The 13,511-nt window shown below is 73.0% G+C and carries 14 protein-coding genes; 8 read left to right on the forward strand and 6 right to left on the reverse strand.

The genetic code is table 11. The features are described 5' to 3' along the window. The first annotated feature begins 141 nt into the window (after window positions 1-141). The 5 genes from ACIF8T_RS17725 to ACIF8T_RS17745 all read left to right on the forward strand — a co-directional run bounded on the left by ACIF8T_RS17725 (window position 142) and on the right by ACIF8T_RS17745 (window position 4,282). Window positions 142-657: a 2-oxo-4-hydroxy-4-carboxy-5-ureidoimidazoline decarboxylase gene (locus tag ACIF8T_RS17725; RefSeq protein ID WP_400035974.1), complete on the forward strand. Its 516-nt coding sequence runs from the start codon at window positions 142-144 to the stop codon at window positions 655-657. A gap of 221 nt (window positions 658-878) precedes the next feature. Beyond that, entirely contained in the window at window positions 879-1,259 is a 381-nt protein-coding gene (sdhC, locus tag ACIF8T_RS17730) for a succinate dehydrogenase, cytochrome b556 subunit (protein WP_400035976.1), read from the forward strand. 5 nt (window positions 1,260-1,264) lie between these two features. Next, window positions 1,265-1,747, forward strand: coding sequence for a succinate dehydrogenase hydrophobic membrane anchor subunit (locus ACIF8T_RS17735; protein ID WP_400035978.1), 483 nt, complete (start codon window positions 1,265-1,267; stop codon window positions 1,745-1,747). Between the two features lie 19 nt (window positions 1,748-1,766). Continuing rightward, window positions 1,767-3,521: a succinate dehydrogenase flavoprotein subunit gene (gene sdhA, locus ACIF8T_RS17740; protein ID WP_400035980.1), complete on the forward strand. Its 1,755-nt coding sequence runs from the start codon at window positions 1,767-1,769 to the stop codon at window positions 3,519-3,521. Further along, the gene (locus ACIF8T_RS17745; protein ID WP_400035982.1) at window positions 3,521-4,282 is read left to right on the forward strand and encodes a succinate dehydrogenase iron-sulfur subunit; all 762 of its coding nucleotides are present in this window, start codon (window positions 3,521-3,523) and stop codon (window positions 4,280-4,282) included. Before sdhA ends, ACIF8T_RS17745 begins: the two co-directional genes overlap by 1 nt. A 163-nt stretch (window positions 4,283-4,445) precedes the next feature. Here the strand turns inward: ACIF8T_RS17745 and ACIF8T_RS17750 are convergent, their stop codons facing one another. Beyond that, window positions 4,446-6,545, reverse strand: a complete 2,100-nt coding sequence (locus ACIF8T_RS17750) for a DUF4132 domain-containing protein (RefSeq protein ID WP_400035984.1) — start codon at window positions 6,543-6,545, stop codon at window positions 4,446-4,448. Between the two features lie 220 nt (window positions 6,546-6,765). On the opposite strand from ACIF8T_RS17750, the gene ACIF8T_RS17755 reads away from it, so the two are divergent. Further along, complete coding sequence (locus ACIF8T_RS17755; protein ID WP_400035986.1) at window positions 6,766-7,176, forward strand: VOC family protein; 411 nt, start codon at window positions 6,766-6,768, stop codon at window positions 7,174-7,176. An 81-nt stretch (window positions 7,177-7,257) separates the two neighbouring features. Next, window positions 7,258-8,004 carry a TetR family transcriptional regulator gene (locus ACIF8T_RS17760; protein ID WP_400035987.1) on the forward strand — a complete coding sequence of 249 codons (747 nt, stop codon included), beginning with the start codon at window positions 7,258-7,260 and terminating at the stop codon, window positions 8,002-8,004. Here the strand turns inward: ACIF8T_RS17760 and ACIF8T_RS17765 are convergent. Both ACIF8T_RS17765 and ACIF8T_RS17770 read right to left on the reverse strand, forming a co-directional pair. After that, window positions 7,995-9,428, reverse strand: a complete 1,434-nt coding sequence (locus ACIF8T_RS17765; protein ID WP_400035989.1) for a metallophosphoesterase — start codon at window positions 9,426-9,428, stop codon at window positions 7,995-7,997. The two genes, ACIF8T_RS17760 and ACIF8T_RS17765, sit on opposite strands and share 10 nt — an antisense overlap. Before the next feature lie 115 nt (window positions 9,429-9,543). After that, entirely contained in the window at window positions 9,544-9,783 is a 240-nt protein-coding gene (locus tag ACIF8T_RS17770) for an SCO4848 family membrane protein (protein ID WP_400035991.1), read from the reverse strand. A gap of 91 nt (window positions 9,784-9,874) precedes the next feature. On the opposite strand from ACIF8T_RS17770, the gene ACIF8T_RS17775 reads away from it, so the two are divergent. After that, window positions 9,875-11,221 (forward strand): D-alanyl-D-alanine carboxypeptidase family protein, encoded by a 1,347-nt coding sequence (locus tag ACIF8T_RS17775; protein ID WP_400035993.1) that lies wholly within the window; start codon window positions 9,875-9,877, stop codon window positions 11,219-11,221. Here ACIF8T_RS17775 and ACIF8T_RS17780 read toward each other — a convergent pair. From ACIF8T_RS17780 to ACIF8T_RS17790, 3 genes are read right to left on the reverse strand one after another with little or no spacing between them, the layout of a single operon-like run. Then, window positions 11,169-12,086 carry a YihY/virulence factor BrkB family protein gene (locus ACIF8T_RS17780; RefSeq protein WP_400035995.1) on the reverse strand — a complete coding sequence of 306 codons (918 nt, stop codon included), beginning with the start codon at window positions 12,084-12,086 and terminating at the stop codon, window positions 11,169-11,171. The genes ACIF8T_RS17775 and ACIF8T_RS17780 overlap by 53 nt on opposite strands. After that, complete coding sequence (locus ACIF8T_RS17785) at window positions 12,074-12,547, reverse strand: GtrA family protein (RefSeq protein WP_400035997.1); 474 nt, start codon at window positions 12,545-12,547, stop codon at window positions 12,074-12,076. Before ACIF8T_RS17785 ends, ACIF8T_RS17780 begins: the two co-directional genes overlap by 13 nt. Then, window positions 12,544-13,500, reverse strand: a complete 957-nt coding sequence (locus ACIF8T_RS17790) for a decaprenyl-phosphate phosphoribosyltransferase (protein ID WP_400036412.1) — start codon at window positions 13,498-13,500, stop codon at window positions 12,544-12,546. Before ACIF8T_RS17790 ends, ACIF8T_RS17785 begins: the two co-directional genes overlap by 4 nt. Between the last annotated feature and the right edge of the window lie 11 nt (window positions 13,501-13,511).

Raw genomic sequence — 13,511 nt, forward strand, 5'->3', positions numbered from 1 at the left:
CCCCTGCGAGTGAAATTCGGGCATCCGTCGGACACATCACGTCCACTCTCGATAACGTGGCGCCACACCTCTCTCACTCCGTGTCCCGCCGACACACACGTGCCGACACACACGTGACGCCCACGAGGATCCACGCTGGCTGTGCACCGCCTTCCCGATCTCCCCGGCCGCACCCGCATACCGGTGGAGCCTTTCAACACCGCCCCCGCCGAGGAGGTCCGCCGCACCCTGCTGGCCTGCCTCGGCAGCCCCCGCTGGGCCGCGCGCCTCGCCGACCACCGGCCGTACCCGGACGTGGACGCCCTGCTGGCCGCGGCGGACGAGGCGGCGTACGACCTGGCCTGGGCGGACCTGGCGGAGGCCCTGGCCGCCGAGTCCCTGCCGGTGCTCCCGGCGGACACCTATTCCGCCGCCCACACGGCCCTGAGCGCGGCGCACGCGGCGTACGAGGCCCGCTTCGGGCACGTGTTCGTCGTCTGCCTGGACGAGGTGGCGCCCCAGGAGCGTCTGGATCACGTTCTGGCGACCATCCGGTCACGGTTGGCCAACGATCCGGACGAGGAGCGGACCGTGACGGCGGAGGAACTGCGGCGCCTGGCCCGGCAACGGCTGGTGAACGCGCTCAGGAGCACGGGGATCCGCGCGACCGGCCGCTGACGACCCCGAACCCGGCAAACCGGCGCACATCACCCGCCCCAGGAGCCCCGGTAGTCCACCCGTACCTCTTTGAGTGCCAGTTTGATCACACCGCCGGACCCGCGCTCAGCCCGGCGGCGCCGCATCGCTACGATGCTGGGGGCCGGTGGACCGTACCCGGCCGGGCCCGACCGACACTGAAGCCGGCGCGGCCCTAATCCCCGCTCCCGGAGGAAACTTCCGTGCCGGCTGGAACGCTGTACCGCGGCCGGGAAGGAATGTGGTCCTGGGTGGCTCACCGAGTCACCGGCGTCCTCATTTTCTTCTTCCTGTTCGTTCACGTGCTGGACACCGCACTCGTCCGTGTGTCCCCCGAGGCCTACGACAAGGTCGTGGCCACGTACAAGACGCCCATCGTCGCGCTGCTGGAGTACGGCCTCGTCGCCGCCATCCTCTTCCACGCGCTCAACGGTCTGCGCGTCATCGCCGTCGACTTCTGGTACAAGGGCGCGCGCTACCAGAAGCAGATGCTCTGGTCCGTCGTCGTGCTCTGGCTCGTGCTGATGATCGGGGCGATCTACCCCGTCCTCGGCCACGCCGCTCGTGAACTGTTCGGGAGCTGACGCCCATGTCCACGACTGAGAAGACCGCTTCGGGCATCAGCCCCGTCGAAGGCGGTTCCGTCTACACCGTCGACAACCCCGCGCCCTTCATCGAGGCCCCGCGCAAGCGCACCAAGAAGACCCCCCGGTCCACCCGGGGCAACTTCGAGATGGCCGCCTGGCTGTTCATGCGCCTGTCGGGCGTGGTGCTGGTCGTGCTGGTCATCGGCCACCTGCTCATCCAGCTCGTCCTGGACGGCGGCGTCTCCAAGATCGGCTTCGCCTTCGTCGCGGGCCGCTGGGCCTCGCCGTTCTGGCAGGTCTGGGACCTGCTGATGCTGTGGCTCGCCATGCTGCACGGCGCCAACGGCCTGCGCACGGTCATCAACGACTACGCGGAGCGCGCGAACACCCGGCTGTGGCTCAAGGGCCTGCTCTACACCGCCACGGTGTTCACCATCCTGCTGGGCACGCTGGTGATCTTCACCTTCGACCCGAACATCCGCTAGGCACGGGGCTGCGAGAATCATGAAGATCCACAAGTACGACACCGTCATCGTCGGCGCCGGTGGCGCCGGTATGCGCGCCGCCATCGAGTCGACGAAGCGCAGCCGCACCGCCGTGCTCACCAAGCTCTACCCGACCCGCTCCCACACGGGCGCCGCGCAGGGCGGCATGGCCGCCGCGCTCGCGAACGTGGAGGAGGACAACTGGGAGTGGCACACCTTCGACACGGTCAAGGGCGGTGACTACCTGGTCGACCAGGACGCCGCCGAGATCCTGGCGAAGGAGGCCATCGACTCCGTCCTCGACCTGGAGAAGATGGGCCTGCCGTTCAACCGGACCCCGGACGGCACCATCGACCAGCGCCGCTTCGGCGGCCACTCCCGCAACCACGGCGAGGCCCCGGTCCGCCGCTCCTGCTACGCGGCCGACCGCACCGGCCACATGATCCTCCAGACGCTGTACCAGAACTGCGTCAAGGAGGGCGTGGAGTTCTTCAACGAGTTCTACGTCCTGGACCAGCTCATCACCGAGGTCGACGGCGTCAAGAAGTCGGCCGGTGTGGTGGCGTACGAGCTGGCCACCGGCGAGATCCACGTCTTCCAGGCGAAGGCCGTGATCTACGCCTCCGGCGGCTGCGGCAAGTTCTTCAAGGTGACCTCCAACGCGCACACCCTGACCGGCGACGGCCAGGCCGCGGTGTACCGGCGGGGCATCCCGCTGGAGGACATGGAGTTCTTCCAGTTCCACCCGACCGGCATCTGGCGCATGGGCATCCTGCTCACCGAGGGCGCCCGCGGCGAGGGCGGCATCCTGCGCAACAAGAACGGCGAGCGCTTCATGGAGAAGTACGCGCCGGTCATGAAGGACCTCGCCTCCCGCGACGTCGTCTCGCGCTCCATCTACACGGAGATCCGCGAGGGCCGGGGCTGCGGTCCCGAGGGCGACCACGTCTTCCTGGACCTCACCCACCTGCCGCCGGAACAGCTGGACGCCAAGCTGCCGGACATCACCGAGTTCGCGCGGACGTACCTGGGCATCGAGCCGTACACGGACCCGATCCCGATCCAGCCCACCGCGCACTACGCGATGGGCGGCATCCCGACCAACGTCGAGGGCGAGGTCCTGGCGGACAACACCACCGTCGTCCCCGGCCTGTACGCGGCCGGCGAGGTCGCCTGCGTGTCCGTGCACGGCGCCAACCGCCTCGGCACCAACTCGCTGCTGGACATCAACGTCTTCGGCAAGCGGGCGGGCATCGCGGCGGCGGAGTACTCGCAGAAGGCGGACTTCGTCGAGCTGCCCGAGGCCCCGGAGTCCTTCGTCGTCGAGCAGATCGAGCGGCTGCGCAACTCCACCGGCAACGAGCGGGTGTCCACCCTGCGCCGGGAACTGCAGGAGACCATGGACGCCAACGTCATGGTGTTCCGCACCGAGCAGACGATCAAGACGGCGGTGGAGAAGATCGCCGAGCTCCGGGAGCGCTACAAGAACGTGGCGATCCAGGACAAGGGCAAGCGGTACAACACCGACCTGCTGGAGGCCATCGAGCTGGGCAACCTGCTGGACCTGGCCGAGGTCATGGCGGTCTCCGCGCTGGCCCGCAAGGAGTCCCGCGGCGGTCACTACCGCGAGGACTACCCCAACCGCGACGACGTCAACTTCATGCGCCACACCATGGCGTACCGCGAGGTCGGCGCCGACGGCTCCGAAACCGTCCGTCTGGACTACAAGCCGGTCGTCCAGACCCGCTACCAGCCGATGGAGCGTAAGTACTGATGGCAACCCCCGTTCTGGACAAGGCGGAAGCGGCGTCCACGGCCTCGCCGTACATCACGGTCACCTTCCGGGTCCGCCGGTTCAACCCGGAGGTCTCGGCCGAGGCGACCTGGGAAGACTTCCAGCTGGAGATCGACCCCAAGGAGCGCGTCCTCGACGGTCTGCACAAGATCAAGTGGGACCTCGACGGCACGCTGACCTTCCGCCGCTCCTGCGCCCACGGCATCTGCGGCTCCGACGCCATGCGGATCAACGGCAAGAACCGCCTGGCGTGCAAGACGCTGATCAAGGACATCAACCCCGAGAAGCCGATCACGGTCGAGCCCATCAAGGGCCTGACGGTCCTGAAGGACCTGGTCGTCGACATGGAGCCGTTCTTCCAGGCGTACCGGGACGTCATGCCCTTCCTCATCACGAAGGACACGAACGAGCCCACGCGCGAGCGGCTGCAGTCCGCCGAGGACCGCGAGCGCTTCGACGACACCACGAAGTGCATCCTGTGCGCGGCCTGCACGTCCTCGTGCCCGGTCTTCTGGAACGACGGCCAGTACTTCGGCCCGGCCGCCATCGTCAACGCGCACCGCTTCATCTTCGACTCGCGTGACGAGGCCGCCGAGCAGCGCCTGGAGATCCTCAACGACCGCGACGGCGTGTGGCGCTGCCGCACGACCTTCAACTGCACGGACGCCTGCCCGCGCGGCATCGAGGTCACGAAGGCGATCGCCGAGGTCAAGCGAGCGCTCATCACGCGCCGCTACTGAGCCCGACGGCTTGCCGGCGAGGGCCCCGTTCCCCTCTGGGAACGGGGCCCTTCGGCGTGCGCCCGGCGCGGCCGGGGTCCTCGCGGCGCGACAGCCGCGGACGTCCGGCCGCGTGACGTCAGGGTGCGTGACGTCAGGGTGCGTGACGTCAGGGTGCGTGACGTCAGGGTGCCGCCGGGGCGTCGTCCGCGTCCGCCACCCGCACGAACAGGTCGACGTCGCGCAGCACCTCGGACAGGACCAGGGGCGGGACGTCCTCGAGCGGCAGCGGCTCGTCGGGGACCGCTCCGGCGCGCGGGAGCACGCGGTACTCGTCGCCGTGGGAGTGGGCCGAGGCGCGGGGCGCGTCGATCGGGTAGAAGCGGACCTGGCCGGTGCGCACACGGGTGAACGTGCCCGGACCGGTGATGTCCGGGCCCGCGTCGCCGTCGACGTCGCTCGTGATCCGGAACTCGGCGCGCAGTCCCCAGGCGGGCAGCTCGCGGGTGGCCGGCGGCACCTCGTCGTCGACCGCCAGCCGCAGCTGGTTGCGCCAGCCCCGGAGCGCCGCCAGGGAGTGGAACCGGTGCTGGCGCAGGACGCGGCCCGCGAAGCGGTCGGAGTACGTGCGCGCGGCGCGCTCGGCGTCGGTCAGCCGGTACACCTCGCGGTGGACCTGCTTGAACGGCTGCGTGATGCCGTGCCGCTCCAGCCGGTCGCGCCAGGCGGCGATCTCGCCGGGCTCGTGGTCCACGGGGTGCCAGAGGCCGACCTCGGCGCCCGGGGCGACCGGCTCGCCGGCGAGGGTGCGCAGGGCGCCGTCGGCGTGGCCGACCGTGGTGCCGTCGACCGTCCACAGCAGGCGGCGGGCGAGCGTGCCCAGCAGGGGGTGGTCGAGCAGGCGTTCCCGCCAGGCGGCGTACGCCCAGGTGCGGCGGGCGAGGAACTGGCGGTCCAGGCGCTCGCTCTGCGCGGAGAGGGTCCTGTCGATGTCCTTGACCGCGGCCCTCAGCTCCTTCAGCTCACCGGCGTGGTACTGCCGCACGGCCGCGGGCGCGCCCTTGACCGTCTTGCCGGACGCGGTGCGCCAGGTGAGCGCCGCCCGGGAGCCGCGGATCTCCAGCACGGCCGTGGTGTCCCCGAGGCGGTGCTCGGCGCGGCCGGCCCCGGTCAGCCCGTGGGCGGGCACGGCCAGTTCCTCGATCTCCTCGCGGCCGAGACCGCGTGCGGCGGCCCGGCTCCGCAGGGCGGTGTCCAGCAGCTTCGCCGTGGCCCCGGACGTCACCCGGGCGGCCAGGCGGGCGAGTTCGGCGAGGGCGGCCTCGCCGTCGACGCGGGCGAGCGCGACGACACCGGCGTTGGCGACCTTGGGGCTGCGCGGGCCGATGCCCGGCAGTTTCCTCAGGGACGTCTCGACCAGGGCGCCGAGCGCGCGGACGGTCCCGGGGTGCGGCGGCAGCAGGGACAGCAGCCAGGCCAGACCCCGCAGGGCGGTGGCGTTGCAGGGGTCGTAGGCGCCGCCGGTGGCCGGCTCGGGGTCCCGGCCCTCCATCGGGAGCGTGCGGGGGCGGCCGACCAGGGCGAGCCAGGACAGGACGGTCCCGCGGACCCGCTCGGTGCCGAGGGCGGCGACGAGGGCGCGGGCCCGCTCGTCCCAGGCGGCGGTGGGCCTGGAGGCGGTGGCGGTGAGGGCGTGGCGCAGCAGGGCCTGCCAGTCGGCGCCGGTGGCGTCGCGCAGGGCCTGGTCGGACCACGCCTCGCCCACGTTGAGGACCGGGTCGGTGAGCCGTCCGGCCAGGTCGACGAGGTCGTCCGGGCGGTAGGTCTCCAGGGCGGCGCGGCGCACCACCGCGACGACGGGCGGGGCGAGCGGGCGGCCGGCGGCCAGTTCGGCGCGGACCAGGGCGTCGAAGCGGTCCTGGTACCAGTCCACGCGTCCCCGGCCCAGGTCGTCCAGGAGCTTCGCGCGCTCGGCGGCCAGGGGGTCCTCGTCGAGGCCGTCGGAGAGCAGGGCGCTCAGGGCGAGGTGGCCGCAGCGGTCCTCGGGGCCGTCGCCCGGGCGCGCGAAGCGGTCGGCGAGGGTGCGCACCAGGTCGCGGCGCCGGGGGGCGGGCAGTCCGCGCAGCAGGGCGGCCACGTCGTCCCAGCCGTCGCGCCCGGGCGTGACGGCCCACAGGGGCGGCAGCGCCCGCAGCGCCTCGTCGACGGTCCGGTCCGGGTCGCCGCCGGCGATGCGGTCGCGCATCCGGCCCAGCGGGGACGCGGCCGGCCGGAAGCCGGTCATCGGTCGCCCGCCGGCGGGACGGGCTCGCGGAGGGCGGCCTCCGTGCCGGACCCCACCGCGCTCCGCCGCGCGAACCCCCACAGCGCCTCCGGTGCCCGCGCGGCGCCCCGGTCCCCCCTCGCCGTCCCGCGGACGGCCCTCGTCCCTGCCATGCCGCCGACCGTACGCGGCACCACTGACAATCACGGGTTCCAGCCGGTGGCCGCCCTACATTGACGGTATGTCAGATGACGAGTCGTACGAACTGCTCGGGTTCGACAACGTGCTGCTGCCCGTCGGGGACCTCGGCGAGGCCGTGGCCTTCTACGAGCGGGCCGGGTTCCCGCTGGGTTTCCGGCTCGACGAGGCCGGGATCGCGCTGCTGAAGGCCGGGGCCGAGACGCCCGGGATCCTGCTGCGCCAGGAGGAGACGCTGGGGCACCGGCCGCCGCCGTGGACCTCCCCGCGGGTGTGGCTGGAGGTCCCGGACGCCCGGGCGGCGGCGCGGGCCCTGCACGAGGCGGGCGTCACCCTCCTCGACGAACCGTCCGCCGTCGCCACCGGCTGGCTCGTCGAGATCGCCGACCCCTGGGGCAACGTCATCGGCTTCACGGACTACTCCAAGCGCCCGGAGCTCGGCCGGCGGCCGTGACCGGCGCCCGGACGGGCCCGGGTGCCGGCCGGGACGGCCGCGGCCGCGGCTGCGGCTGCGGCACTGGCTAGGCTCTTTCGTGTGCCCGCCACCCACGACACCCCGCACGAGGGCCCCGCGACCTCCAAGTCCGAGCAGACCCGCGCCCGGATCCTGGAGACGGCCATGCGGCTGTTCCGGGAGCGCGGCTACGACAGGACGACCATGCGGGCGATCGCCCAGGAGGCCGGGGTCTCCGTCGGCAACGCCTACTACTACTTCGAGGGCAAGGAGCACCTGATCCAGGGCTTCTACGACCGGATCGCCGCGGAGCACCAGGTGGCGGTCCGGGAGGTCCTGGCCCGGGAGAGCGACCTGGAGGCGCGGCTGGCGGGCGTGCTGAAGGCGTGGCTGGACATCGCCACGCCGTACCACGAGTTCGCGGTGCAGTTCTTCAAGAACGCCGCCGACCCGGACAGCCCGCTCAGCCCGTTCTCCGAGGAGTCGGAGCACGCGCGCGCGGAGGCCGTCGGCGTCCACCGGCAGGTGCTGGCCGGCGCGCGGACCAAGGTGCCCGACGACCTGCGGGACGTCCTTCCCGAGCTGATGTGGCTGTCCCAGATGGGGCTCGTCCTGTACTGGATCTTCGACCGGACCGAGGGGCGCGAGCGGAGCTACCGGCTCGCCGAGCGGGGTGCCCGGCTCACCGCGCGGGGCCTGGCGCTGTCCCGGTTCCGGGTGCTGCGGCCCCTCGTGCGCGAGGTGCACGAGCTGTTCACGGACTTCCTGCCGGGGATGACCAAGGCGCCGCCCGGTCCCGGCGGGAAGCCGGTGCCGGGTCAGGCCTGACGGGACGCCAGCTCCACGACCGTGATGTCGGAGGGCGCTCCGACGCGCGTGGGCGGGCCCCAGGCGCCCGCGCCCCGGCTCACGTACAGCTGGGTGTCGCCGTAGCGCTCCAGACCCGCGAGGGTCGGGTTCGCGGCGGAGGCGATGAGGTTGCCGGGGAAGAGCTGGCCGCCGTGGGTGTGGCCGGACAGCTGGAGGTCGACGCCGTGCTCGACGGCCTCGTGGATCTGGACCGGCTGGTGGGCGAGGAGCACGCACGCGCGTGCCGGGTCGCGGTCGCCGAGGGCGCGGACGTAGTCGGGGCCCTGGCCCTCCTCCTCGCCGGCCACGTCGTTGACCCCGGCCAGGTCGAAGTACGGCAGCTCCGTGCGGGCGTTCTCCAGGGGGCGCAGGCCCAGCCGGCGCACCTCCTCGACCCACTGCTCGGCGCCGGAGAAGTACTCGTGGTTGCCGGTGACGAAGTAGGCGCCGTGGCGGGCCGTCAGCCGGGCCAGCGGGGCCGCCGCCGGACCCAGGTCCTTCACGCTGCCGTCCACCAGGTCGCCGACGACCGCGATGAGGTCGGGCTGGGTCGCGTTGATCGTGTCGACGACCCGCTGCGCGAAGCCCCGGCCCAGGACCGGGCCGAGGTGAATGTCGCTGACCACCGCGATGCGGAATCCGTGCGCCCCGCGCGGCAGCTTGGCCAGCGGGACCGTCACCCGCTTCACCTTCGGGCCGCTCAGCACGCCGTGGGTGCCGTAGCCGACGGTCCCGACGGCGGCCGCGGCGGCGGCGCCGGCCACGACCCGGGAGACGAAGAGGCGGCGGGAGGGACCGGCCGGATCCACGGGGGCGGACGGGCCGTCGGGACCGGACGGACCGTCGGGGACGGTGGTGCCGGGTGCCGGGGTGCCCGTCGCCGGTGCGGAGGTGTCCCGGGCGGCGCGGGCCGCGACGGGCCGCCGGGCCTCCTCCGCCGAGGTGCCCGACGCGCCCGGTATACCCGCTGCCTCCGACGCGCCCGTCGTGCCCGGCCGGCCCGGCGCTCCCGCCGCGACCGTCGCGTGGTCCGCCGTCCGCTCCGGCTCCCGCTCCCCCGCCTCCACGGCCCTCCCGCGCGCCCGCCGTTCGAGGAAGCGGCGCAGCAGCGGTCGTACGGCCTCGCCCGCGAGCACGGCGAGGAGCAGGTACAGCGACAGGGCCATCCACAGGAAGCCCGGCCAGGCCAGCACCTGCTGGAGCCGGAAGGGCGCGCCGCCCCGCTCGGCGACGAGGGCGGCGACCGTCAGCGCCCAGCCCCCGGCGACCAGCACCGCGCCCGCGCGGCGCACCGGGCCCGGTCCGCGGGTGGTGTCGCGGAACAGGCGGCGCCACACGTACCAGTTGGCCGTCACGAGGACGGCCAGGACCAGCAGTGCGACGAGCACGAAGACGATGGCCACGCCCAGGGGTTCCTTCCGGTTGCTGTGTGCCGACTGAACGTCCGGGACGCCCGCCCGGTTCCGGGACCGCGCGCCGCCCGCTGTGACGTACGACGCGGTCCCGGGCGCGGGGCCGCTATGACGTCCGGCGCAGTGCGCGCAGACCGCGCAACCCGAGGACCCCGATGGCCGTCCCCCATACGAAGGAAACGACGGCGAGCAGCAGATGCACCCAGAAGTACGCCGTCGGCTCCCCGTCGTCGAACGCGAGCCCGCTGCTGTCCTTGACCAGGTTGTTGACGAAAGTGATCCAGATGACCCAGCTCCACACCCCGAAGGCGAGCAGGAACCAGGAGACGGGGCGGCTGAGCTTCATGACCTCAGTATCGCCGCCGGGTGTCCGGTTCCGTGCCCGGGGTGGGACCGGGGGCGGGACTTCCCCGCACACGCCAGGTACTTTCTCGGTCGTGCCCGCACCCCAGAAGACCGTCAGGCGATCCCTGCTGGTCGCCTCCGCCGTCCTGCTGTCCGCCGCGCTGACCGCGCCCGCCGCCCTCGCGGCCCCGGGCCCGTCGGGCAGCCCCTCCGCGAGCCCGTCGGGAAGCCCGTCCGGGAGCCCTTCGGCGAGCCCGTCCGGGAGCCCGTCGGCCACTCCCCCGGCGACGATGTCGAGCGTGGGCGGCACCCGGCTCGGCCGGCCCGGGACGCAGGTCAACCTCGCCGGCGGCGTGCCGGTGCTGCCCAAGGACGTGACGGCGCGGTCCTGGATCGTCGCCGACGCCGAGTCGGGCGAGGTGCTCGCCGCGCACAACGCGCACTGGCGGCTGGCCCCGGCCAGCACGCTGAAGATGCTCTTCGCGGACACCCTGCTGCCGAAGTTCCCCCGGACGACGAAGCACAAGGTCGTCCCCTCCGACCTGGCGGGCATCGGCTCCGGTTCCAGCCTGGTCGGGATAAAGGAGGACGAGGAGTACACCGTCCACGACCTGTGGCTCGGTGTCTTCCTGCGCTCCGGCAACGACGCCGTGCACGTGCTGTCCGCGATGAACGGCGGCGTCGAGCCCACGGTCGAGGAGATGAACGCGCACGCCGAGGAGCTCCAGGCCCTCGACACGCACGTCGTCAGCCCCGACGGCTACGACGCCGAGGGGCAGGTCTCCTCCGCGTACGACCTGACGCTGATCGCCCGGTCCGGGCTGCAGAAGAAGGACTTCCGGGAGTACTGCGCGACCGTCTCCGCCAAGTTCCCGGGCGAGACGAAGAAGAACAAGAAGGGCAAGACGGTCCGCGGGACCTTCGAGATCCAGAACACCAACCGGCTGCTGACCGGCGACTACGACATGTCCCAGTACCAGGGCATCGCGGGCGTGAAGAACGGCAACACCACCAACGCGGGCGCCACCTTCACCGGCGTCGCCGAGCGGGACGGCAGGGTGCTGCTCGTCACCGTGATGAACCCGGAGAAGGACGGGCACAACGAGGTCTACAAGGAGACCGCCCGCCTGTTCGACTGGGGCTTCAAGGCGGCCGGCAAGGTGCAGCCGGTGGGCGAGCTGGTGCCGCCGAGGGGCGCCGCGCAGGCCGGTGCCGAGCCGGACGGCGACGGCTCCGGTGAGGCGGGCGGCGCCGGGGACGGCCCGGCGGTGACGGGCGCGCAGCCGGTGGCGAGCGCCCCGGCCCGGGACGGCTCCACCGGCATGGGGGTGGCGCTGGCGGTCACCGGCGGGGCGCTGGTGCTGCTCGCGGGCGGCGCGTTCCTGGTCAACCGGCGCTGGCCGCTGCCGGACCTGGTGCGGCGCCGGACGCGTCCGTGACGTCCGCGAGTTCCACCTCCTTGCTCCGCGTCGCCGTCCAGGCGGCGCAGAACAGCACCAGTTTCGACGTGAAGTTGATCCACAGCAGCAATGCGACGGGCACGCCGAACGCGCCGTACATGCTCTTCGCGGCGACGCCCTGGAGGTAGCCGCTGAGCAGCAGCTTGAGCAGTTCGAAGCCGGCCGCGCCGGTCAGCGCGGCCACGACCAGGCGGTGGCGCGTCGGTTCGACGCCGGGCAGCAGGGTCAGGACGTAGAGCAGGAGCAGGAAGTCGGCGAGGACGGCGATCGCCAGGGCGGCGGCGTGGAGCAGGACGCCGCCCCAACCGCCCTCCTCGACGCCGAGGCGCCGGATGATCCAGCCGACCATCGCGGAGGCCACGGTGGAGGCGGCGATGGTGACGAGGAGCGCGCCGCCGAGCCCGACCAGGATGCCCGCGTCCTTGCCCTTGCGCAGCACCGGGTTCTCCTCCTCGTCGGGAAGCTCCCACACCGCGCGCAGGCACTCGCGCATCGACCCGGCCCAGCCGATGCCGGTGAACAGCAGCAGGGCGCCCGCGATGAGGCCGACGGTGCCGGCGTTCTGCACCAGGCTGTCGACGTCCAGCTGGTCGGAGATGCCGGGGACCTGCTCGGCGAGCTTGTCCTCCAGGGTGTTCTGCTGGTCGGTGCTGAGCGTGGCGGCGGCGATCGCGGCGGACACCGTCAGCAGCGGGAAGAGCGCGACGAAGCTGGTGAAGGTCATCGCGGCGGCCAGGCGCGTCCACTTCACGCGGTCCAGCCGCTCGTACGACCGCCACGCGTGCGTGATCATCAGCCGCGCCGCCCACGGCCCGACGACGGGGAGCCTTTTCAGCCAGTCCATGATCCGACTCTGCCCTCCTGGCGGAACACCCATGTGCGGGTACCCCAGAAACGCAGGACGGTGGCCAGGACCATGCCGACGACCGCGCCGGAGACGGTGTCCGCGCGCTGCGAGGTCAGGTCCAGTCCGTAGTGGCTGACGGCCAGGCAGAGCAGCTGGACGGCGGCGCCGGCGGCGTTCACCAGGAAGAAGACGGCGTACGGGCGCAGGCCGCGGGGCCGGGTGTGCCGGTAGGTGCCGAGCGCGTTGCCGGCGTACGCCACCGTGCAGGCCGCCACGAAGGAGAGGGCCTTGGCGGTGAGCGGGCCGAGGCCGGCGGGGCCGCGCAGGGCGGTGAAGAGGGCCAGGTCGACGGCGTAGGCGAGCAGGCCGGCGGAGGCGAAGCCGAGCACTTCGCGGCGGTCCGCCCGTGCGGGCGTGCCCCCGGCCCGCTGCCGCTCCGCCCGCGCGCGCGTGCTCACCAGTTCACCACCGCCAGGCCGTACATGCCGAGCCACACCAGGCCGATGAGGGCGAGCGCGCGGTCGCGCAGGACGACGTCCTCGGGTTCGCCGGCCGTGCCGCGGTCGGCGAAGACGGCGTACCTGAGGATCGCGACGATGAACGCCACCATGGACAGCTGCCGCCAGGGCAGCACGCTGGTGTGCGGCACGCCGCCCTCCTCCAGGGCCCACAGGCAGTAGCCGAGGACGGCCACCCCGGCCGCGAGCTGCCAGACGAAGCGCAGGTAGCCGGTGGTGTACTCGGTGAGCAACGCGCGCGTGGCACCGCCCTTCCCGGCCATCTGCACGGCTTCGGAGTAGCGCTTGGCCGACACCATGAACAGCGCGCCGAACCCGGTGGTGATCAGGAACCAGCGCGACAGCGGGATGCCCAGGGCGAGCCCGCCGACCATCGCCCGCATCAGGAAGCCGGTCGTGACGACGACGAGGTCGACGACGAGGACGTGCTTGAGGCTGACGCAGTACGCCAGTTGCATGGCGAGGTAGGCGGTCAGCAGCACGGCGACGGCCGGGGAGCACAGCCAGGCCGCGGCGGCGGGCGCGAGCACGCCGAGGGCGGCCCCGGCGGCGTACGCCACGGGCACCGGGACCTGTCCGGCGGCGACGGGCCGGCGCCGCTTGACGGGGTGGGCGCGGTCGGCGTCGGCGTCGCGGGCGTCGTTGACGAGGTAGACGGCGGCCGCGCAGGCCGTGAACAGGAGGAAGACGAGCGGGAGCCGGGCGAGGGCGTGGCGGGTGAACAGCTCCCCGGCGGCCGCCGGGGCGGCGATCACCAGGACGTTCTTGACCCACTGCCGGGGGCGCGCGGTGCGCAGCAGGCCGCCCAGGAGGGAGCCCCGGCGGGGCGGGGCGGCCGGGCGGCCGGGGCCGCGCTGCTCCAGGAGGGCCGGGGTGCGCGTGGTGCCGGTCATCGGCGCGGTCC

The sequence above is a fragment of the Streptomyces sp. NPDC085946 genome (genome assembly GCF_044540485.1).
Classification (GTDB): domain Bacteria; phylum Actinomycetota; class Actinomycetes; order Streptomycetales; family Streptomycetaceae; genus Streptomyces.

What these genes read in the sequence shown, in the direction of transcription:
- ACIF8T_RS17755 (WP_400035986.1), top strand. Translation starts at nt 6,766, where the DNA reads ATGTCAGATGACGAGTCGTACGAACTGCTCGGGTTCGACAACGTGCTG.
- ACIF8T_RS17780 (WP_400035995.1), bottom strand. Translation starts at nt 12,086, where the DNA reads ATGGACTGGCTGAAAAGGCTCCCCGTCGTCGGGCCGTGGGCGGCGCGG.
- ACIF8T_RS17770 (WP_400035991.1), bottom strand. Translation starts at nt 9,783, where the DNA reads ATGAAGCTCAGCCGCCCCGTCTCCTGGTTCCTGCTCGCCTTCGGGGTG.
- sdhA (WP_400035980.1), top strand. Translation starts at nt 1,767, where the DNA reads ATGAAGATCCACAAGTACGACACCGTCATCGTCGGCGCCGGTGGCGCC.
- ACIF8T_RS17735 (WP_400035978.1), top strand. Translation starts at nt 1,265, where the DNA reads ATGTCCACGACTGAGAAGACCGCTTCGGGCATCAGCCCCGTCGAAGGC.
- ACIF8T_RS17745 (WP_400035982.1), top strand. Translation starts at nt 3,521, where the DNA reads ATGGCAACCCCCGTTCTGGACAAGGCGGAAGCGGCGTCCACGGCCTCG.
- ACIF8T_RS17750 (WP_400035984.1), bottom strand. Translation starts at nt 6,545, where the DNA reads ATGACCGGCTTCCGGCCGGCCGCGTCCCCGCTGGGCCGGATGCGCGAC.
- ACIF8T_RS17790 (WP_400036412.1), bottom strand. Translation starts at nt 13,500, where the DNA reads ATGACCGGCACCACGCGCACCCCGGCCCTCCTGGAGCAGCGCGGCCCC.